Origin of the sequence: Clostridium beijerinckii (genome assembly GCF_018223745.1) — a bacterium.
GTDB classification, from domain to species: Bacteria; Bacillota; Clostridia; order Clostridiales; family Clostridiaceae; genus Clostridium; species Clostridium beijerinckii.
In genome coordinates this window covers 3,238,747-3,261,614 of the sequence record NZ_CP073653.1, presented here as the reverse complement: position 1 = coordinate 3,261,614, position 22,868 = coordinate 3,238,747, and the positions used below count along the sequence as shown (strand labels likewise).

14 protein-coding genes are annotated in these 22,868 nt (G+C 30.0%); 12 read left to right on the top strand and 2 right to left on the bottom strand.

Annotated elements, in window-relative coordinates; genetic code table 11:
* Positions 1 to 495: 495 nt before the first annotated feature.
* From KEC93_RS14640 to KEC93_RS14605, 8 genes are all read left to right on the top strand, one after another.
* Complete coding sequence (locus KEC93_RS14640) at positions 496 to 1,833, top strand: hypothetical protein (RefSeq protein WP_039768759.1); 1,338 nt, start codon at positions 496 to 498, stop codon at positions 1,831 to 1,833.
* 1,060 nt (positions 1,834 to 2,893) lie between these two features.
* Positions 2,894 to 3,829: a polysaccharide deacetylase family protein gene (locus KEC93_RS14635; RefSeq protein WP_077869822.1), complete on the top strand. Its 936-nt coding sequence runs from the start codon at positions 2,894 to 2,896 to the stop codon at positions 3,827 to 3,829.
* A 216-nt stretch (positions 3,830 to 4,045) separates the two neighbouring features.
* Positions 4,046 to 4,672, top strand: coding sequence for a GntR family transcriptional regulator (locus tag KEC93_RS14630; protein ID WP_041896469.1), 627 nt, complete (start codon positions 4,046 to 4,048; stop codon positions 4,670 to 4,672).
* 360 nt (positions 4,673 to 5,032) lie between these two features.
* A complete protein-coding gene (locus KEC93_RS14625; RefSeq protein ID WP_041896471.1) occupies positions 5,033 to 6,160 on the top strand; it encodes an ABC transporter ATP-binding protein in 1,128 nt (375 codons plus the stop codon).
* A 1-nt stretch (position 6,161) separates the two neighbouring features.
* Positions 6,162 to 7,736 (top strand): ABC transporter permease/substrate-binding protein, encoded by a 1,575-nt coding sequence (locus KEC93_RS14620; protein WP_077869823.1) that lies wholly within the window; start codon positions 6,162 to 6,164, stop codon positions 7,734 to 7,736.
* A 147-nt stretch (positions 7,737 to 7,883) separates the two neighbouring features.
* On the top strand, positions 7,884 to 9,206 hold the full coding sequence (locus tag KEC93_RS14615; protein ID WP_077870076.1) for an IS3 family transposase: 1,323 nt from the start codon (positions 7,884 to 7,886) through the stop codon (positions 9,204 to 9,206).
* 740 nt (positions 9,207 to 9,946) lie between these two features.
* Positions 9,947 to 11,617 carry an acetolactate synthase large subunit gene (locus KEC93_RS14610; RefSeq protein WP_077869639.1) on the top strand — a complete coding sequence of 557 codons (1,671 nt, stop codon included), beginning with the start codon at positions 9,947 to 9,949 and terminating at the stop codon, positions 11,615 to 11,617.
* Between the two features lie 392 nt (positions 11,618 to 12,009).
* Entirely contained in the window at positions 12,010 to 12,957 is a 948-nt protein-coding gene (locus tag KEC93_RS14605; RefSeq protein ID WP_023975382.1) for a LysR family transcriptional regulator, read from the top strand.
* A 338-nt stretch (positions 12,958 to 13,295) separates the two neighbouring features.
* Here KEC93_RS14605 and KEC93_RS14600 read toward each other — a convergent pair whose 3' ends face one another.
* Positions 13,296 to 13,877 (bottom strand): TetR/AcrR family transcriptional regulator, encoded by a 582-nt coding sequence (locus KEC93_RS14600; protein ID WP_012059068.1) that lies wholly within the window; start codon positions 13,875 to 13,877, stop codon positions 13,296 to 13,298.
* 189 nt (positions 13,878 to 14,066) lie between these two features.
* Between KEC93_RS14600 and KEC93_RS14595 the strand changes: the two genes are divergently transcribed.
* The 3 genes from KEC93_RS14595 to KEC93_RS14585 all read left to right on the top strand — a co-directional run bounded on the left by KEC93_RS14595 (position 14,067) and on the right by KEC93_RS14585 (position 19,804).
* Entirely contained in the window at positions 14,067 to 15,404 is a 1,338-nt protein-coding gene (locus KEC93_RS14595; RefSeq protein WP_077869640.1) for a TolC family protein, read from the top strand.
* A 91-nt stretch (positions 15,405 to 15,495) separates the two neighbouring features.
* A complete protein-coding gene (locus tag KEC93_RS14590) occupies positions 15,496 to 16,704 on the top strand; it encodes an efflux RND transporter periplasmic adaptor subunit (RefSeq protein WP_077869641.1) in 1,209 nt (402 codons plus the stop codon).
* 13 nt (positions 16,705 to 16,717) lie between these two features.
* Entirely contained in the window at positions 16,718 to 19,804 is a 3,087-nt protein-coding gene (locus KEC93_RS14585) for an efflux RND transporter permease subunit (protein ID WP_077869642.1), read from the top strand.
* 448 nt (positions 19,805 to 20,252) lie between these two features.
* Here the strand turns inward: KEC93_RS14585 and KEC93_RS14580 are convergent, their stop codons facing one another.
* Positions 20,253 to 21,395, bottom strand: a complete 1,143-nt coding sequence (locus KEC93_RS14580; RefSeq protein WP_023975377.1) for an epoxide hydrolase family protein — start codon at positions 21,393 to 21,395, stop codon at positions 20,253 to 20,255.
* A gap of 305 nt (positions 21,396 to 21,700) precedes the next feature.
* Here KEC93_RS14580 and KEC93_RS14575 point away from each other — a divergent pair, with 305 nt between their 5' ends.
* Positions 21,701 to 22,555 (top strand): helix-turn-helix domain-containing protein, encoded by an 855-nt coding sequence (locus KEC93_RS14575; protein WP_039768739.1) that lies wholly within the window; start codon positions 21,701 to 21,703, stop codon positions 22,553 to 22,555.
* The last annotated feature ends 313 nt before the right edge of the window (positions 22,556 to 22,868 follow it).

The window sequence follows — 22,868 nt, the reverse complement described above, 5'->3', positions numbered from 1 at the left end:
TTTCATAGTATAAATCTAACTTATAATTGGCTTATCTATATATAGATAAACAATATATAACTTAGACTTATGCAATAACCTGCCGAAAGTAAAAACATTGTTATTTCACAGGGCTATGAAAATTTCGCTGAAAGTACTAAATTGCAGGTTGCACTACTAATGCTTGCTCCCAATTTCATTGTGACAAGCATTAGTTGAACAACCTACAATTAAGAGCTTTTAACAGCTCATTTTCAATGCCTGCTGCATAAAAATGTTTCTACTTTCTAATATGGTATTTACTGCAAAGTATAAATCAAATTCTTAAGTTGTTTATCTATAGTGTTATTCAATGAGAACTTATGTGTATCCAATTTCTCTATTTGAGATATTTCTAATTTTAAATATTTAACTCATTAATGAGTGCTTATGAGCAAGCTATAGACATGAAAAAATTGAGTATAAGAAATATGAAAGAGTAGCAAATCAAATTATTAATTAAGTGGGTGAATAATAATGAATAAGAAGATAAATAAAGTAATTGCGGCTGGGATTACAGTTAGCATGATTAATGGAGCGATTATTCCTGCTTTTGCAGCTGAAAATGCGAAAACAGTGTCAGATAAAAATAATTCTATTGTATTAAATTCAAGTACATCAGGTGAAAACACTAATACTTTAAATGGACAAACTACTAAAACAAAGAAAGTTATCACTTTAGATGAGCTTATAAAATGTGCTGTTGATAATAGTGATAAGTTAGCTTTGAAAGAAAAAGAATTGAAACTGTATGATGATAAGTTGGATCTTCAGGATGAAAAAGATGATTTCTCCGATGATAACAATTTAAAGACCGGCAATGATAAAGTAGATGACTTTCCATCTGATAAGCTTAAACTTCAAAAGAAACAAACGGCTCAGTCTGAAGCTTTTTTGCATGATCAAATAACAAATGATGTTACAAAGAGGTATAATGCAATCATCTTAAAAAAGATTGATATAGACAAATTGAAAACAGGCTTAGAAATCAAAAATAATGATTTAGATGCTTTAAAAATGAAAGTTTCAGTAGGGCTTGCGATTCCTAATCAGTTGGATGACAAGCAGATTGAACTGAATAAGGCACAAGATGAGATAAAGGCTAAAGAAAACTCATTAAAAAATAATTTAGATTATTTAGGAGTATTAACAAATCTAAATTTATCAGATTATACATTGGATTCAAGTATTAGTTATGAAATATTAAAAATAGATGGCTCGCTAGATGAATATTTAGATGATAAAATAGATAGTTATTTAAAGTATAATTATGAAATTATTAAACTTACTGATGATTATATGCATGGGCTACGAGAAGAGGATATGAATAAACTTAGTTACTATGAAAATAAAGTAGTGAAGGTTAATAAAAATGATTATTATGAGATTGATGGTGATGGCAACAAAACTTTTAATACTCAGGAATATTGTTTAGCCATTGTTAGCTATGTGCAGCAATACTTAAATGCATTTAATAATTATCAGTCCTATTTAGAAGGTAGATACAGTTTAGCAGAAGCTAAGGTTAAATTAGATGATTCAAAGAAAAGTCTTAAAAATGTCTTAAAAGAGAATTATTCAACAGTGTGTGACTTAGAAAATCAAATAAAAAGATTAAATGAACAGATTATATCTAATAATACAAAGCTTAGGTCTTTAAAAGCAAAATTAGATTTAGGAATAATAACTGAAAATGACTTTAAAGCTGAACTTCTAAAGAGTAAGGATTTAGATAATTCACTAATGAATCTTATCAATACTTACAATATATTAAAAAATAGTATTGAAAAACCTTGGGTACTTAGCAGTAACTAATAGTAGTGGCGGTACTTTGAATTATATAGATAAACAATATATAGCTTAGACTTATGCAATAACCCGCCGAAAGTCGAAACATTGTTATTTCACAGGACTATGAAAATTTCGCTGAAATTGCTAAATTGCAGGTTGCACAACTAATGCTTGCTCCCAATTTAATTGTGACAAGCATTAGTTGAACAACCTACAATTAAGAGCTTTTAACAGCTCATTTTCAATGCCTGCTGCATAAAAATGTTTCTACTTTCTAGTATGGTATTTATTGCAAAGTATAAATCAAATTCTTAATTTGTTTATCTATATATGGAAATGTAACTAAATAACATAGGATTAGTTTAGAAAGTAGTTGGAATAACTTAAAAAATAATAGGTTATTTCAGCTACTTTTCTATTTTATGCAGTATATGGACATCTACCCAAAAAGACATACATATACTTTATTCTTTATGAATTATACTAGCAATTAGATACATGTTTGTAAAAGAGGCATTTGATATTGAGTTGTGATGGTTATTAGTTGAACACATTTCTGCTTGTCTTAAACTTGTTTTTGGAGCATGTAGAAATGGGGTTCAACCTTATACCTTAGAATCACCCATCAAAATTACATAGAAACTGGAACAAAAGCATATTATTCATTTCGGTAAGCTATACGCTATAAATTATAGCCAGTTTATATATGCTGAAATTCACAATTAAGGTTGAAATTCTTGCAATATATTACGGCAAATAACCAAGTTAATAAATTGTAATATTTTTGTTACAAATAATTAAGTATTTTAAATTAAAATATTGATATGGGTTATTGAGGTGTTGGTTTTTGCACGAAATAAAAAATATTTTGGCGATTATTGTTATATGATACAATTTTCTCATATAATGAGGTATAATTTTTAGTAGTTAAATGATAATCATGGAAAGATATTATATATGCCGTAATTCACAATGCATATTTTACAATTCACAATTGCAGCTAAAATGCTTGCAATATTTTAGAATTATTTATAAAGGATTATTTTTATAATATACATAATAAGAAATACGAGGGGATAAGGAAATGAGAAACAATTACAGATATAGCAGATATAACAGAAATGTTCGCATACGAAGAAAGAAAATATTAATTTTAACTATTATAATTGTGGCATTAGGAGGTTTGGCTACATCTATAATAGATGATAAATTTTTTTCAAAGGATAAGAATGTACAAGCACTTGCATCTAATGAGGCTGTTGTGTCAAAGCAAGATGATGAAGCTAATAAAACCAAAGAAGACGATACAAACGCTGAAGTACAAAGTGATTCTAATGTTGATGATGTTGCATCTGTAGAGAAATTTTTAACTCAACAAGCGAAAGGGCAGAAAATTGAAGATACTGATGGTAAAAAAGTCGTTTACTTATCTTTTGATGACGGACCATCTGAAACTAATACTCCATCAATATTAAAGACTCTTAAGGACGAAAATGTAAAAGCAACTTTTTTTGTTCTTGGAAAAGCAATAGATCAAAGTGAAACTAATAAAAATTTGCTAAAGCAGGAAGTTGAAGAAGGACATGCTATAGGAAATCATTCGTATTCACATAATTACAAGTACTTATATCCCAATGGAAGTGTCAACACAAATAACTTCATGTCGGAGATTAATAAAACTAATGAGTCTTTAAAGAAAGTGTTAGGAGAAGATTTTTCTACAAGGGCTATTAGATTTCCAGGGGGACATATGTCTTGGAAAAATACTGGAGAAGTAGACAAAATAATGAAGGAAAAAGATTACCATTATGTAGATTGGAATGCATTATCAAAAGATGCAGAAGGTCCTCATAAAAATGCAGATCAATTAACAGAAGAGGTTAAGAAGACTGTTGGAAACAAGACAAAAGTAGTACTATTAATGCATGACACATATGGTAAAGAAGAAACAGCTAAAGCATTACCAGGAATAATAGAGTATTTAAAGAACCAAGGGTATGAATTTAGGATTTTTAAATGAAATTCAATAGTGTAGTTATGAAAAATTTTTGTTATTTAGGTTTTAAGATTTATAATGTTTTGATTCTCAGTATGTCATAAATTATATGAAGTTAGGTTATGATAAGTTAAGAAGAATAGCAGAAAATAAAAATATATGATAAAATACCTTTGAATGTATTCTTTAATATTTTCAAAGGTATTTAAATCTAATTTTAATAAGAGGATAGAAGAAAAGATGGAAAAAAAAATAAGAATAGTTAGTCCTGTTTATCAGCAGATTGCCACAGATATTGCTTCAAAAATAGCAAGTGGACATTATCAAGTTGGTGAAAAAATATATGCACGTTCTGTACTTGCAAGTCAATATGGAGTTTCAGCAGAAACGGCTAGAAGAGCTATAGCAATACTTGCTGATGTGGATATTGTAGATACCAATAAGGGCAGTGGTGTAATAATAAAATCAACTGAAAATGCTATAAAGTTTATAAAGCAGTATAATGATGTTAAGACAGTTAATGATTTAAGAAACGATATATTAGATAAATTAGAAGAGCAGAAAAAAGAAAATGATTTATTAAGAGAACAAATAATTGATTTGTTAGATAGGACTGATAGATTTAAGTCCATAAATCCATTCATACCATTTGAGATACGTATAACTAAGGAAACGCCATACATAGATAAAAATGTAGCTGAAATTAATTTTTGGCATAATACCTCTGCAACAATTGTATGTATCAAGAGAAACGGATGTCTAGAAATGTCACCAGGACCATATGCTGTGTTACGCGATAACGATATTTTTTATTTTGTCGGTGATGAAAGCTGCTATGAGAGAGTAAATAAATTCTTATATCCATAATATTTCTGAATTAATTTGCAACGGGTAATATATTAATCATTTAGATTATAAAAATGGTTAGTATATTACCCGTTATAATTTTAGCGTGAAAAATCTGAATCCAAATCAAAATTAAATATATAACAACTCACTTCCAATGCCCATTGAATGCTATGAAACTGGAGTTTATTAATATGTATCTAATTTTAATCTTTGTAATATTTCAAATTTTAAATGTGAAACTCTATAACACAAAAAGCAAAAAAGTTCAAATTTGACAAAAGTAACAACCTTATATTACAATTAAGTTGTTACTAAAACTATAAAAAGTAACAACTTGTATATAGATATAAAGTTGTTAACAGAAAGGGAGTGGAATTTTTGATAGAATTTAAAAATATTCGCAAAGATTTTAAAAACAAAACAATACTCAAGGATATTACACTAAAGATAAATAGAGGAGAGCTTGTTGCTATTATAGGATCAAGTGGATGTGGAAAGACCACAACCTTAAAAATGATAAATAGGTTAATTAAGCCAACGTCAGGTAAGATTTTTATTAATGGAGAAGATATTGCATCAAAAGATGTGATAAAACTTAGACGAAATATTGGATATGTAATACAGCAGACAGGATTGTTTCCGCATCTAACAATTAGAGAAAATATTGAGATGATCCCTAAAGTTGAAAAGTTAAATAAAGCAAGTATAGAAAAAAGAACTCTTGAACTTATGGATATGGTTGGTTTAAATAGCAATGACTTTTTAGATAGATATCCAACAGAACTTAGTGGTGGGCAGCAGCAGAGAGTAGGAGTTGCAAGAGCCTTTGCTACTAATCCAGAAATAATTTTAATGGACGAGCCTTTTAGTGCATTAGATCCAATTACTAGGGCTCAGCTTCAAGAAGAATTAATTGATTTACAGAGTAAATTAAAAAGAACTATTGTGTTTGTAACTCATGATATGGATGAAGCAATAAAAATAGCAGATAAAATTTGCATAATGAATAAAGGCGAGATTATACAATATGATACTCCAGAAAATATACTTAAAAATCCTATAAATGATTTTGTTGATGAGTTTATTGGTAAGAATAGAATATGGTCTTCGCCAGAATTCATAAGAGCTAAGGATATAATGATTGATCATCCTGTTACTTGTTCTAAAAGTGCATCGCTTTTAAGATGTATTGAAAAAATGAGAAGTTCAAAAGTTGATAGCTTAATGGTTATAGATAAAGAAAATTATCTTTTAGGAATTATTACAGCAAAACAGATTCAAAATAAAACTGATAGAAATATTCCGGTTGAAGAGATAATGACTAATAAATTTATAAGCGTTGAGCCTGATGATTCTATTATAGATATTCTTGAACTTGTAAAGGAACATAGAATAGGACAAGTACCTGTTATTGATGACTTTGGAGTTCTAAAAGGAATAATTACGAAAAGTAGCTTAGTAACAACTCTAAGTAGTCAGTTTTTAGATACGGAAGAGGTGAAATAATATGAACGAATTTTTAAATTACATTTTTACAGCAAAAGAGCAGATAATTTCATTACTTTTTGAGCATATTAAACTTACAGCATTATCTGTTGGTATTGCAATAATAATTGGTATGCCTCTAGGAATTCTTACAAGCTATGTGAAAAAACTAAATAAGCCAATTCTAGGAATAGCAAGTGTTGTACAAGCGATTCCAAGCATGGCGTTACTGGGATTTGCAATACCGTTTTTAGGAATAGGTACGCCACCAGCAATTGTAATGGTAGTACTATATTCATTATTGCCAATAATAAAAAATACAACAACAGGAATTGATAATATTAATCCAGATATGATAGAGGCTTCTAAGGGAATAGGACTTACTAAATTTCAAGTTTTAGTTAAAGTTCAAATTCCATTAGCATTGCCAGTAATAATGTCAGGAATAAGAATATCAGCAGTTACAGCAGTAGGGCTTATGACTATGGCAGCATTTATTGGAGGCGGTGGCCTAGGATATTTAGTCTTTTCTGGTATAAGAACTGTTAACAATTATCAAATTTTAGCAGGAGCAATTCCAGCATGTATATTGGCATTAGTAGTAGATGGGCTATTTAGTATTGTAGAAAAACTTGTTACACCAATCAGTTTACAAAAGTCTAATAATAAATCTAAAGAAGCAAAAATCAAAGCTAGAAAAATACAAAAGACTATATTAGCAGCTACTGCATGTATACTTGTTGGAATATTTGTTGTAACTGGGATATCTCACAGAATTTCGAATAAAAAAGTTATTACAATTGGAAGTAAAGACTTCACAGAACAAGAAATATTAGGGAATATATTGTCAGAGCTTATTGAAAGAAAAACAGATATTTCAGTTAATCGTAAATTTGCATTAGGTGGTACTCAGGTTATATTTTCAGCTATGAAAAATGGTGATGTTGACATGTCTGTAGATTATACAGGTACAGCTTATGGAGATGAATTAAAGTATAAACCAATATCAGATGTAGAAGAAGTTTATAATACAGTAAAAAAAGATTTTAAAGATAAGTATAATATAGAAGTATTAAAACAAATGGGATTTAATAATACCTATACACTTGCTGTAACAAAAGAAACTGCTAAAAAATATAATTTAAAAACAATAAGTGACTTATTTAAAGTTTCAAATGACATTACTGCAACTACAACCTTAGAGTTCCTGAATAGGGAAGATGGACTAGTAGGTTTATCTAAAAAATATAATTTGAATTTTAAGAATACCGTGGGCATAGATGGTAGTCCAAGATATGCAGCTTTAATGAATAAAGAAAGTGATGTTATAGATGCATTTTCAACAGATGGATTATTAAAAAAATATGATTTAAGTGTTTTAAAAGATGATAAAAACTTCTTCCCTCCATATTATGCGGTTCCAGTTGTACGAGCTGAGACATTAAAGAAATATCCTGAAATACAACCGCTTGTAGAGGGAGTAGGAGATTTACTTAATAATGATGTAATGAGCGAATTAAACTATGAAGTAGATGAATTAAAAAAAGATCCTAAAGATGTTGCTGTAGATTTTCTAGAAAAGAATGGATTGATTTAATTAAATTAAAGTAAAATAAAATAAATTTAAGACAGGTTATTATGTAAAATGGAACCTATGAAATAGACACTAAAAAAAGACTATTTCAATAGGTTCTTTTTTTGTACAATAAAAGATAAGAAGAAATATAGTAAGGTTGTGAAAAGAATGAGTAAAAAATTATTTTCAGATGAAGAAATTAAAAGTTTATCAAAAAATAGATATGTTAAATCTGTAAGTAAACGTGGAATTACATATACAGATGAATTTAAAATATTGTTTATCGCTGAGCGTAGCAAGGGAAAACTACCTATTCATATTTTTCAAGATGCTGAATTTGATATAGATGTTATTGGAAATAATAGAATTTGGTGTGCAAGTAAAAGATGGCGTAATGCTTATAATGAATCAGGAGAGCTTGGTCTAAGAGATTCTAGAAAATTAAACAGTGGTCGTCCACTTAAACGTGAACTAACCGTTGAAGAAATAATAGCCAAAAAGGATGCAGAAATTGCTTATTGGAAAGCTGAGGCAGAACTATTAAAAAAAATCGAGCTGCAAGAAAGGCAGGTGAAAAATAGTAAACTAAGTGCATCATCAATCTTTGTAATAATACAACATATAATTTTGACATATAACTATAAAAATATGGTTTCACATTTATGCGAAGTAGCTTTAGTATCTAGATCAGGCTATTATAATTATTTAAAATCAACAGGCAAACGTAATCGTAGAGAAGAAAAGGATTTAGAATTGAAGGATATCATTCTTAAAGCATTTAATCATAGGGGCTACAAGAAAGGTTCTCGTTCTATAAAAATGGTGTTAGAGAATGAATTTAATCTTATAATAAATCGAAAATGTATACAACGAATCATGAGAAAATATAATATTGAGTGCCCAATTAGAAAAGCTAACCCTTATCGTAGAATGATGAAAGCTACTCATGAGCATACTGTTGTACCTAATATTTTAAATAGAGAATTCAAGCAAGATTTGGTCGGAAAAGTTTTATTAACAGATATAACTTATTTAACATATGGAGCATCCAATAGGGCTTATTTGTCAACTATTAAAGATGCTTCAACAAATGAAATTCTTTCATATCAGCTTTCCAATAGCCTTACATTAGATATAGCTACCGAAACTATTAAAAAGTTGATGAAAAATCACAAAAATTTACTAAATAAAGATGCCTTTATTCATTCGGATCAAGGAGTTCATTATACTAGTCCTAGATTTCAAAAACTTCTTAAAAAATATAAAATTGGTCAGTCTATGTCTAGGCGCGGAAATTGTTGGGATAATGCCCCGCAGGAATCATTTTTTGGTCATATGAAAGATGAAATTGACTTAAAAAGTTGTTCAACATTTGAAGAATTAGAAGCTTCAATTGATAACTATATGGAGTATTATAATAATTATAGATATCAGTGGGGACTTAAAAAGCTGGCTCCTGTACAATACAGAAACCAGCTCATAGCTGCCTAGCCTTTTTCAAAATGTCCTTGACATAGGAACCATTTTAATGCTTATGGTAAAGTAATCTGTCTTTTTCTATTTGTAGATTATATAGAAGTCCTTAAATAAAAGATTCTAAAATTGGATTGTCATCTGGAGTAAGCAACAAACTATTTCCCCTTAAAATAATTCTTATATTAAGTTTTTTATTAACATCTGTAAGTTAAAAAGAATAAATAGAACAAAATCGCAGGCGACTGTGGAGCCGGAGATTTTTTCACGCATCTGCCTTTTCGAACGCATGTGAGAAAAATTTGGCAGGCGAATAAGATTTCTTTTTTATTCTTTTTAAAATACAAAAACTAGTCAATCAACCTTTTTTAAATTATCCTCAGATTTTATTGGAATATAAATTCCTAAAGAATAAAAAAAGAGCCATTTTAATAAATGACTCCATTGTCTTGCTATTTGATTATAATCTTACATAAAAAAATAAATTTTTTCAAGAATTTATTTAAGATTAAACATATTTACCAAAACAATTTTATCATTATTCTAAATATCATTCAAACAAATTTTTTGTTGCACAACTACAACAAAACAGTTGTTAAATAAATTAGTTGATTTTCCTCATTTTATCACAACCATTTTATTGTAATTAAATAGGAAAAAAGTTGTTGGAAAAATATTTTTAATTGAAGTATGATGTTTGAGAAAATATTAATGCATTAAGCATAATACTAAAATATATAGATTAGAGGATGTTTATTATGGGGACAGAAAAAAATGAAAAAGTTCAATTAAATACAGCACAGCTGTTAGTTAAATGCTTGGAAGCAGAAGGAGTAGAATATATTTTTGGAATTCCAGGAGAGGAAAACTTAGAAGTAATGAATGCTATTGAAGGGTCAAGTATTAAGTTTATTACGACTCGTCATGAACAAGGGGCTGCATTTATGGCTGATTTATATGGACGGTTAACAGGTAAAGCAGGAGTATGCTTATCAACACTTGGTCCAGGGGCAACTAATTTAGTAACAGGAGTAGCAGATGCACATAGCGATGGTGCCCCTGTAGTTGCAATTACTGGACAGGTTGGAACTGAAAGAATGCATATAACATCGCATCAATTTTTAGATCTTTGTAAAATGTTTGAACCAATTACTAAGAGAAGTAAGCAAATTGTTAGACCAGATACAGTAAATGAAATTGTAAGAATCGCTTTCAAATATGCTGAAAGCGAAAAACCTGGAGCCTGTCATATCGATTTACCTGTAAATATTTCAAAGATGCCTGTAAGTATTTGTGAAAAACCATTAGAAAAGAAAATTCCACCAAAAGAATATGCAGCCTTAGCATCAATAGAGGAAGCTGCAAGTGAGATATTTAAAGCAAGAAATCCAGTTATATTAGCTGGAAGTGGAGCTATTCGGAATAATGCTGCAAAAGCAGTTACAGAATTCGCAAGTAATTTAAAGATTCCAGTAATAAATACTATGATGGCAAAAGGAATAATTCCTTTTGATAATATATATTCAATGTGGACAATAGGAATTCCGCAGAAAGATTATGTAAATAAAGTTATTGAGGATGCTGATTTAGTAGTCACAATTGGTTATGATATCGTAGAATATGCACCAGCAAAATGGAATGTAAATGGAGATACTAAGATTGTTCATGTTGATACAAGACCATCACACATCAATAAGCTTTACCAGCCAATAGTTGAAGTAGTTGGTGATATTTCAGATGCTTTATATAATATAATGAGAAGAACATCTAGAAAAGAAGAGCCAGTTGATGCACTAAAAATCAAAGAAAAAATGGTTAATGAACATCAAATCTATGCAGAAGATGAAAGTTTTCCAATGAAACCTCAGAAAATCTTAAGTGATGTCAGAAAAGTAATGGGACCCCATGATATTGTGGTTTCAGATGTTGGTGCGCATAAGATGTGGATTGCAAGGCATTATAATTGCTATGAGCCAAACACCTGTATAATTTCTAATGGTTTTGCAACAATGGGAATAGGAGTTCCAGGTGCAATTGCAGCAAAATTAATAAATCCTAGCAAGAAAGTTTTAGCAATTGTTGGTGATGGTGGTTTTATGATGAATAATCAGGAAATAGAAACAGCACTTCGTATAGGTACTCCGATTGTCGTTTTAATTTTTAACGATAGAAATTACGGGTTAATAAAATGGAAACAAGAGGATCAGTACGGTAAGAGCTGCTATGTAGAATTTACAAATCCAGACTTTGTTAAAATGGCCGAAAGTATGTATGCAAAGGGATATAGAGTGGAAAAGTCAGAAGACTTAATACCAATTTTAGAGGAAGCCTTTAAGCAAGATGTGCCAGTAATTATTGATTGTCAGGTTGATTATAGAGAAAATACAAAGTTAACAAAGCATTTAGCAGAAGTATATAAGAATCTTTAAGCAAAAAATATGATTAAGAGATGATATTTAAAACGAGGCGCTAGAGAACGAAAGGCTAATTGTTAAAACAGAAATTTGTTTATTTAAAATATATAAGGAACTTATTTATAAATTTAAATCTCTACCGGAGGATACTGAATTAAATAAATTTATAGGGAAAACTCTGGATTGCAAGGAAAAAGAAGTAGATGATAAAATAGAAGAATAATTAAACGTGCTAATTCCTAAAAAAGCTTTAAGAGATAGAATATTCTAGAATATGAACTAATATAGTTAAAGATAGTATAGTAGGAAAGTAAAGACGTTTGATGATAAGTAATTATGTAGAATTAGCAATAGAAACAGATATGAAATATATTTATATTAAATACAAGGTAGAGTAGTGTTACGTTATGATGAATTTTCTTAATTTAGAGTATTTTTTAACAGCAGCAGAAGAGCTGAATTTTACAAAAGCGGCAAAAAAATTGTTTATTTCTCAACAGTCATTAAGTTCTCATATTTCAAAATTGGAGAATGATTTGGGGGTTGAATTATTTAATCGTACAGTGCCATTAACATTGACACCAGCGGGGAAAAGTTTAGTGAAAAATGCCTTAAGAATTTTGGATTTAAAAGAGCAGTCAGTAAAGGAATTGGCAGATATTAAAGATTTCAAACGTGGAGATTTGTTTATTGGAGCTTCACATACAAGAGGACGAGCCTTTTTGCCAGAAATTCTTCCTTATTATAATGAAAAGTTTCCTAATATTAATTTACATTTACTTGAAGGAAACTCAAAGGAACTAGATGCAGCTTTATTAAAAGGTGACGTAGATTTAATAATAGGAATGTTACCTTTTAATGTTGAAAATGTAGAGATGGTTCCACTTTGTAATGAAGAAGTTCTTATGGTTGTTCCAGATAATATATTAGTTAAATATTTTCCTAATAATTATATGGAAGTAAAACAAAAACTTGAAAAAGATATGGATATTACATTACTAAAAGATTGCCCATTTCTAATGGTTAATGCTAAAAATAGAGTTAGAATTATTGCAGATGAAATGTTTAATGAAAAAGAAATAAAACCTAATATTATATTGGAGACAGAAAGCATTGAAACAGTGCTGGCACTTTCAGTTAAAGGAATGGGAATTACTTTTTATCCCAAAACCTTAATGAATAATAAAGATTTAATATTCGATAAGAATACAATTACTGGAGTTAATCTCTATCATCTGAAGTATAACAAAACTCATGGTACATTAGCTATTGGATACCAAAAAAATCGGTATGTATCTCAAGCTTTAAAAGAATTTATTGAGCTTGCAAAAGATAAGTACGGAAATATAGAATAATAGCATAAGTTATTAATTAGCGTTCTAGTTCTATAAGGTGTTAAACACTTTTAGTAAACTAGAACGCTTTTATTAATAAAGGGTAAAAGGAATAAGATAAAGGAGCTGCTTACTTTTTGCTTTGGAATTTGACTATTTAGTAATTTCAAATTTAAGTAAAATATATTCCATAACTAAAACTTCCTAGAAGTTAAATTGATTTTCTTTTAATTGAAGAACCTAAATGGATAAACATTATAGGTTTAAAGATTAAATTAACTTGAGCTTTTTTAGCCTTGCACAATAGATGAAGTTTCATTTAAGAAATAAGATCTTGTTTTAGCAGATAGAATTCCTGTCTATTTATCAGTTGTATCCAATTTGTCAATCAACATATCTCCATATCTAACCATTTCATCAATACTTAGAGGCATATTATTTTCAAGCCACCAAATGGCTAAACTAACCATTGAAGAAGAATAAAATTCTGAAAGAATTGGCGCAGGGATTAAAAATATTAGTCCATTAGCTTCGTCACTTTCCAATCTAGATTTTGTACGTCCAACTACTATTTTTTGAAGCACTTTTATTGTGGAACCATTATTTAATAGGCCGACTGAATACATCTTTATATTTTCTTGCATATGTTCTAATAGAAGTCTAAATAAATTTACATAGTATTGCCTTGGATTATCAACTGGAGTTTGTTCAGTGCTTTTTTCTTCGAAATTTTGGACTAATTGACTAATTAAAGAATCAAGCAAATGATATTTATCTTCAAAATGTTTATAAAATGTAGTTCGATGGACCATTGCCTTCTCACAGATGTCAGTAATGGTGATATTGTCGAAGCTTTTTTCAGAAAGTAAAAGTGTTAAAGCATCAAATAATAGTTTATGTGTCCTTCTTATTCTTAAATCAAGAGTTTTATTATTAGTCATAAGCTCCTCCTAAGGAAATAATCTACACATATGTAATTGTGCAGATTAACTATATAGATTAAGGTTATTGTTTCTTGATAACCCTCATACAGCAGTATATAGTATTTGTTGTACACCTGTAAAGTTTGTATACATGTGTAGATTATAAAACTATATTTAAATATTTTAATAATGGAGAGGTGGATATTAATGAGACCAAATATAAAAAATCTGATTGCTGTTGGAATTTTAGTAAGTATTATAAATAGTAGCACTGCACCAGTATTTGCAACAGAATCTGCATCTACCGAAAGTGAAAATATCTCAAAACATATTAATAGGGGGGAAAACGTAAGCGTTGGACAAGGTATACATGGGCATATAGATGAGAGAGTTCTAAAACTAACTGATGCAATAAATGCGGCAATAAGTAATAGTGATAAGTTTGCTTTAAAATCAAAACAAATAACCTATTATCGAAATAAGGAGGATCTTCAAGAAAAAAGCACTGATTTTAATAAATCCTTAGAAACAGATACCCATTACTCTGATGATGTATATGATTATCCTTACGATAAACTTGAATTGCAGGAAAAGCAGACAAAACAATCAAGAGATTTCATGGAGGATAAAATATCGAGTGATATTACCAATAAATATAATGATATGGTTTTAAAGCAAATTGATATAGATAAATTAAAAAGAAACTTGGAATTAAAGAAAAATGATTTAACTTATTTAAAAGGAAAGCTGTCGCTCGGAATGGCAACAGAGAATCAAGTTACTGATACTGAGGTTGAATTAAAATCATTACAAGATGATATAACAGCAAAGGAAAATGCTTTAAGTGATGCTAAAGATTATTTCAAAGTGTTAACTGATTTAGATTTAAAGAATACTTACATACTTGATTATGATATGGATTATGTAAAATTCAAAATAGATGGCTCAGTTGAGGAATATATAGATGATAAGCTTAACAGTTATTTTGAATATGATGATAAAATATTAGATTTAACTAAGGACTATCTGAAAGATTTGAAGGACGAAGGAATAAAAGACATTATGAATAAAGATATACCAATAGCACCTAAACAATCCGATTATATTACAACTGATGCTAATGGTAATACTACATTAGATTCTGGTGGGCTTGCTTTGGCGTCAATAGCATATGAACAAAAGGAATTAAAGTATTATACAGATCTTAAGAATTATGAAGCTTATCTAGATGGTAAATACAGTTACGATGAATCAAAAGTTAAGTTAGATGATACGAAAAAGAGTCTTAAAAATATATTAAAACAAAATTACTCAACATTACTTGATATAGAAAATAAAATAGATAACTTAAAAGAACAGATTAATTCAACAAATACTAAACTTAAATTTGCAAAAGCTCAAGTAGATATGGGATTAATGCTACAAAATGATTATGATAAACAAGTTATAGCAAGTGAAGAATTGGATACTGCTTTAAGAAAACTTATTTATATTCATAATAACTTAAGAGATAGTATTCAAAAGCCATGGATATTAAGTAACTAATAAATTTTTTCAATGAATAAAAATTATTCAGGAAAATAAACTCAATAAATATTATGTTTTATGTGCGATATGGTGAATATAAGGAGGATATATGAATAAGAAGATAATAGCTATTTGTTTAGTAATTTTAAATTTTACAACATTAAGTGGATGCAGTAAAAATGATAAAAAAATAGATGCAAAAACTTATCCAGTGAAAACAGTAGAACTTCAAAATCAAAGCCATTTAAGTGATTTAGAATATGAGGGTATAACAGGAGGAAGTGAAGTAAGAAAGCTTTCCTTCAAAAGTCCAGCTAAAATTTCAAAAATATATGTTGTAAAAGGTCAAAAGGTGAAAAAAGGAGATAACCTGGTTGGTTTAGATAAAAGTGACTTAAATTTGGCAGAAAATGCTGCAAAAGCTCAAATGGATGCAGCTCAAGCCCAATATGATAAAGCAGTGAATGGAGCACAAGCCGAGGATATAAATAAAGCTCAGATAGCAGTAAAAAATGCTCAGGATGAGTATAATTACTGCAAGGATTTATATGATAAAACCGTTAATTTATTTCAAATAAAGGCAGCTACACAGCAGCAGGTTAACGATCTTAAAATTAAATTAGATGGTAGTGAAAGCCAGTTAAATGCAGCAAAGGAAACATTGACACAGCTTCAAAATGGAACAAGGGAAGAGGATAAGCAAGCAGCATTGGCACAGGTAAATGCTGCAAAAGCTAATTATGATTCAAAGGTTAATTTAGTTCAAGATGCATCTCTTGTAGCAGATGAAGATGGTTATGTAGTAGATGTCCTTTGTAAAGAAGGAGAAATGCAACAAGCTGGGTATCCAGTAATTTTAGTTAGAAGTGACGATCAAGTGATTACTGCAGGTTTATCAGATGATGATGTAAAGAAAATACAAGTAGGAACAAAAGCAGAAGTTAAAATAGATGACACTACTACTGATGGAGAAATTATGAATATAGTTCAAGCACCTGATAAACAAAGTGGAACTTACAGTGCAGAAATCAAAATTTTAAATCCAATAGATAATGATAAATATTACGTAGGTCAGTCTGTGAAAGTTTATATTGATAATGGAGAAAAGAGTGGCATATGGATTCCAATTACCAGCATTTTGAATGATGGACAAGATTATGTTTATACAGTGGAAGATGGACGTGCTGTTAGGAAAAATGTAACTTTAGGAGATACAAATGAAAATGAAGTATGCATAGATGGATTAGAAGTTGGAGAAAACCTTATTACTGAAGGTATGAAAAATATAAAAGCTGGATATCAGGTTTCAGCAGAATAAAGGGGGATGAATTATGGGATTGATTAAAGCAGCTATTAGAAATAAAAAAATAGTATTATTTTTAATAACTATAGCTATTTTAAGTGGATGTTATTGCTATTATATTGTTCCTAAGCAGGAAATGCCAGATGTTTCATCTCCAGCAGCAATGATCACAACGGTTTATCCAGGAGGTTCTCCTAGTGATATAGAAAGTTTAGTTTCAAAAAAAGTTGAAGAAAAAGTTGAAGAAATAGATGGTTATGATTATTGTGAGTCTTACTCTGTAAATAATGCTTCAATAGTTGTTGTTTTCTTAACTAATGATTGTGATAAAGAGAAAGCATGGCGTGATATGAGAGATAAGATAAAAGATTTAAAATCAGATCTCCCAGATGGATGTCAGGATAGTGATATAAATACGAATCTTACAGAAACTGCTGGTATGATTCTAAGTGTATCTGGCGATAATTACACATATGAACAATTGGGAAATTATGCAGATGATATAAAGAAGCAGCTAAGCAATGTTAGTGGTATTTCAAGATTTGATATAAAGGGTAAGCAAGATAATCAGGTAAAAGTGGAAGTGGATTTAAATAAGATAAATAAATATCCAATTTCTTTTGAAGACATATGTGGAGCATTAAAAGCTCAAAATGTAGATATTCCTTCTGGAAATTTAGATTTAAAAACTGGGAAAATGAAAGTTGAGACACCTGGAAGTTTTACATCTCTTAGGGAAATAGAAGATACTGTGGTGAATGTTTCAACTGATACTGGACAAACTATTAGGCTTAAAGACATAGCCAAGGTTTATATGGGTTATGATGATGATTCTAGTCTTAAATTCACTAGCAATGGAGAAAATGCAGTATTGCTTACAGGTTATTTTCAAGATAATAAAAATATAGTTTTAATAGGTAAGGATGTAACAAAAAAGTTAGATGAGATAAAAAAACAATTACCACCAGATTTGAAAATAGAGCAAGTTACTTTTCAGCCTAAGGCTGTAGATGAATCAGTTTCTTTCTTTATGGAGAACCTTAGAGATGGTGTGATTCTGGTAGTTATAACTGTTTTAATAGGAATGGGATTTAGAAATGCAATGGTAGTATCAGCAGTAATTCCGATATCTATATCTATGTCATTTGTTGCTATGAATGCCCTTGGTATTAAGGTTCAGGAAATGTCTACCACAGCACTTATTATAGCTCTTGGAATATTAGTAGATGATGCCATTGTAATAGGCGATGTTGTGCAGGTAGGTATTGATGAAGGTATGTCTGGAGATGAAGCTGCTTTTCATGGTATTAAAAAATTATTTGTGCCTGTATTCACATCTACATTGATTATTATTGGTGCTTTTGCACCACTTTTAAATATACCTGGTGGAGCAGGAGAATTCTTAAGAACTTTGCCTCAGGTAGTAATGATATGTATTGCGTGTTCTTACTTATCAGCACTGTTTGTAACTCCTGCTATGGCATCTATATTTTTTAGAAAAAGTAAAAAAGTTGAGAAGGAAAGTATAATAAAAAGGTTTTTCCATAAACTTTTAAATTATGGACTTAAGAATAAAATAAAGATTATTATAATATGTTTATGTTTATTTGCAGTATCAATAGGATTGCTGAATTCAATAGGAACGAAGTTCTTTCCTTATGCAGATAAAGACATTCTTTATATAGATGTTGCTAATGAAAAAGTGGATAATATTGACAGCACGAGTGATTTAGTAAAACAAGTTGAAGATATAGTAAAATCAGATGAAGATGTTACAAGTTATACGTCAGCTATAGGTGGTGCTGTGCCTAAATTTTATATTACTATACCTCCTCTTGCACCAGCAAAAGATAAAGCTCAAATTATGATGAACATAGACCTAAATAAAACCAAAAAGTTCAGTACAAGACAAGAATTGGCTGAGTATTTACAAAGTCAAATAGATAGTAAAATATCTGGAGGTACTGCAACAGTAAAACTCTTGGAACAAGCAATGCCAACAGGTGCACCTATTCGTATAAGACTTACAGGAGATGATTTAGAGAAGCTTTATTCGGCTTCAGATCAAATACAAGAAAAATTAAATGGTATTCCAGGAACTACAAATGTAAGAGATGATGCAGCAAAAAAGACTTATCAATATGAAGTAGATATAGATAGTACTAAGGCAGTACAGCATGGTTTATTAAAATCTGATATAGAAAAGCAGATAAGCATTGCTATAAGAGGATATGCTGCTTCTGTATACAGAAAAAATGGAAGTGATTACGATATACTAGTTAAAAGTAATGCTACATCAGTTGAAGATTTAAAAAATTTACAAGTGAAATCCAGCCTTGCAAAAAACAAGGTATTGTTATCAGAAGTAGCAACTATAAAACTTGATTCACAGATAGACCAAATAAAACATTATAAGAAAGATAAAACTGTAACAGTATATAGCGATATAAAAACTGGTTATAATGCTGTTACCGTAGAAAATGCATTAAGTCCGGAAATAAATAAGATGGATATAGATGGTGTAAATGTTATTTATGATGGTGAGAAACATCAAATAGATTTGAATTTTACAAGTCTAGGTATAGCTGCAGCCATGTGTATACTAATAATTTATGTGATTTTATTTGTTCAATTTAAATCTTTTGTACAGCCACTTATAATAATGTGTGCACTTCCACTATCATTAATAGGAGTAACGGCAGGGCTTCTCACATTTAAGATGCAGCTATCTTTAACTGCTGTAATGGGAATAATAAGTTTAATTGGAGTAGTTATAAGAAATGGTATTCTGCTTGTGGAATATATAATTGAAGGAAGAAAAGAAGGTCTTTCTATAGATGAAGCATGCTTGAATGCTGTAAGTCAAAGATTCAGGCCGATAATACTAAGTTCTGTAGCAACTATTACAGGTCTTATACCACTTGCATTTTCAAAAAGTGCGTTATTTGGACCTATGTCTGTAACCATAATATTTGGACTTGCATCAGCTACTTTCCTTACATTCGTAGTTGTTCCAGTGGTTTATTCTTTAGTTAATACTAGGTTAGAGGAGATATCAATAAAGCCTGATAAGCCAAGTGTTAAATCACTGAAATTCTGGAAAAAGCAAGGATAAGTGAATAAAATAGCTACTATTTATGATGCTAATATCTAAAATAGTGGCTATTTACTGCATTTGTGATCATTGAATAAGAAGAGGTTTAGTGCTGTTTTAAAAATGTTATGTTTATGGGTATTGTTGCAGTTATGTGGAATAAAAGTACGTGAGTATATCATATACCTTCACTAGAAATTATAAATATATTTGTGAAGAAAACATTTGAAAATGAGCTGATGAGATTATTAGTTGTAAATTGTTCCACTTTAGCTTGTGAAGTGAGAGTCCAAAATTTTATTTTGGGTTCCTCGAACTTCCTCAGCGAATGTAATGAGTCGAGCTTCCCTAGGAAAGTGGGAGCATGCTAAAGTGGTGAAATCTGCAACTTAGAATTTCCAGCGATATTTTTATAGTTTTTCGGAACAAAATATTTATAATTTCGGTAAGCCATGACATAAGTTCAAGCTTATCTATAAGTTCTAAAGAATGTGCAAATTTCTTCAGCAAAATGTTCAGGATCTTCCATGGCTGTAAAATGTCCTCCTTTAGGCATTGTAGTCCAGCGAGTGATATTTAAATTGCGCATAGCCCATTCTTTTGGTGGTAGCAATACATCAGCTGGGAAGATAGCCATGCCTGTTGGTACATCTATGTGTCCCATTGGTGGCAATGAATGTGTATTTTCATAATATGCATTTGCTGATGAGCCTATGGTATTTGTGACCCAATAGATCATTATATTAGTGAGAAGTTCATCTTTGCTAAAGTTTTTACTTAAATCACCATTGCAATCACTCCAACCGCGAAATTTTTCTATAATCCATGCAGCTAAGCCTACTGGTGAGTCAGAAAGTCCATAGGCAATGGTTTGAGGTTTTGTAGATTGAATAGACATATAACCTGCTTCGTTTGACATCCATTCTGAAGCAATTTTCTTATAATTCAATTCATCTTTTGAAAGCTCTGTATCATTTGACATCATAAGATCTCTGATAATTCCAATATCAGTTAGATGGATTCCTATTAGAAGTTCTGGATGGTTTAATGCTAAGTATCTTGTAACACCTGAACCCATATCTCCACCTGCAGCAGCAAACTTACTGTAACCAAGTTTTTCAGTCATTAGCTTTGCCCAAAGCTCAGAAACACGATAATTGTTCATGCCACTATGTTTTGAAGCACTAGAAAAGCCAAAGCCAGGTAGCGAAGGGATAATTATATCAAAAGAATCATTAGGATCACCACCATAACTTGCAGGGTCAGTAAGAAGTGGTATAATCTTTTGATAGCGTATGAAACTGTCAGGCCATCCATGAGTAAGTATAATTGGGGTAGGATTAGGTCCCTTTCCTTTTTCGTGTATGAAGTGAATATCTATCCCATCCACATTACAGCAAAAATGAGAAAAGCGGTTTAATTCTTTTTCTTGTGCACGCCAGTCAAACTCATCCTTCCAATACGAAACAAGTGATTTTAAATAACTTATATTAGTACCTCGTTCCCAACTTAAGTTTTCTAGCAGCTCAGGCCAGCGTATATGATCCAATCTGTATTTTAAATCATTAAGTACCTCATCAGATACTTGGATATTGAATTTTTTAATAGACATAATAATTCTCCTTTCATATAAGTTATTAACAGTGAGTTATTAATAGACTTATTTTGCATAACTTTCTTTAATTCTTAATAATAGTCTACCATTTAGAAAATATGATACAATGTCATAAATGAAGCTTTTAACTATACTATTTGTAAGAGAACAAGAACAAAATCTCAAAGGCGACTGTGGAATTGTCGACTTTTGATATAGGGATTTTTTTAGCATTTGTCTTAGATTTTGCTATTGATTAATGAAAATATAAATGGTAATTTAAATTTATTATTTATTTTAATGTACCTAATGGAGGAATACTTATGCCACAAATGGATCGTCACAAGAATAGAACTGTATATATAGAATTTATTGCAAATGAAAACTTTGTAAATCTTCCTTATAAAGAGCGTTTAACTATAACCTTTATTACGAGTGGAAGCATGAATTTACAACTAAATGGTCGCCCTGTGAAAATTGTCGCTCCAAGTATTCTTTGTTTATCAATGGAAGATAAAATAGAAGTTATTGAAAAACAAAATGTATCTTCGCAATCATTTTGTTTCCATCCAGATTTTTTTAATACAGCTCATTTCTCAGAAAATACTGGATATCTGTCAACTAATCTAAAAATAAAAACTGGTCTTTTACTTTTTGGAAAAGATAAAATTCATACTAGGGTATATGCTGTAGATGAGAAAATATATTTGAAATTATATGAGTGGTTTTTTATTATGGGAACAGAAGTATATGCACAAAGTGACTCGCTTTGGGTGTGTAGAATAAAAAAATACTTAATACAAATACTTGGATTGATTGAAGAGCTAAACCACCATAGCGAAGAATCACCTGTTAATTTGGTTTTAGAATATATACATATAAACTATTCTGATAAAATAACATTGGAAGATTTAACAAGATGTGCTCATTTGAATCGTGTGTCACTAAATAAAAGTTTTCAGGATCTATGTGGCTGCACAGCAATGGCCTACTTACTAGCGTACCGCTTAAAGGTTTCTGAGAGTCTATTGACTCATACTGATATGAGCTTAAACGAAATTGCACGTGCCACTGGCTTTGAATATGATACATATTTTATAAAACAATTTTTGGCTAAAAAGGGTATGACTCCAACAGAGTTTAGGAAAAACTCAAGAGAGTTTTCAAGTCACCAATAAAAAATGTGAAATATATTTGAGAAGATAAATAATACCATTTAAGAAATGGAATTAGCAATAGTAGAGGATACTGAAGTTTATAAAAATCGGAATCCTCTATATTTATGGTATTTAATGTATTGTAATCTTATTTTAAGAATATACTATATTCTTAAAAGTCTAATTCATAAAAGCCTATCTTAACTGTGACATAATGTGAGTTTGATAATTTTATAAGGAATGAATATATCATTTAAAACTTATATATTCACTGCTAAAAAGTCTAATTCATTAGTAGGAGTTCATGTATGCAAATGAAGTTATTGGAAAAATA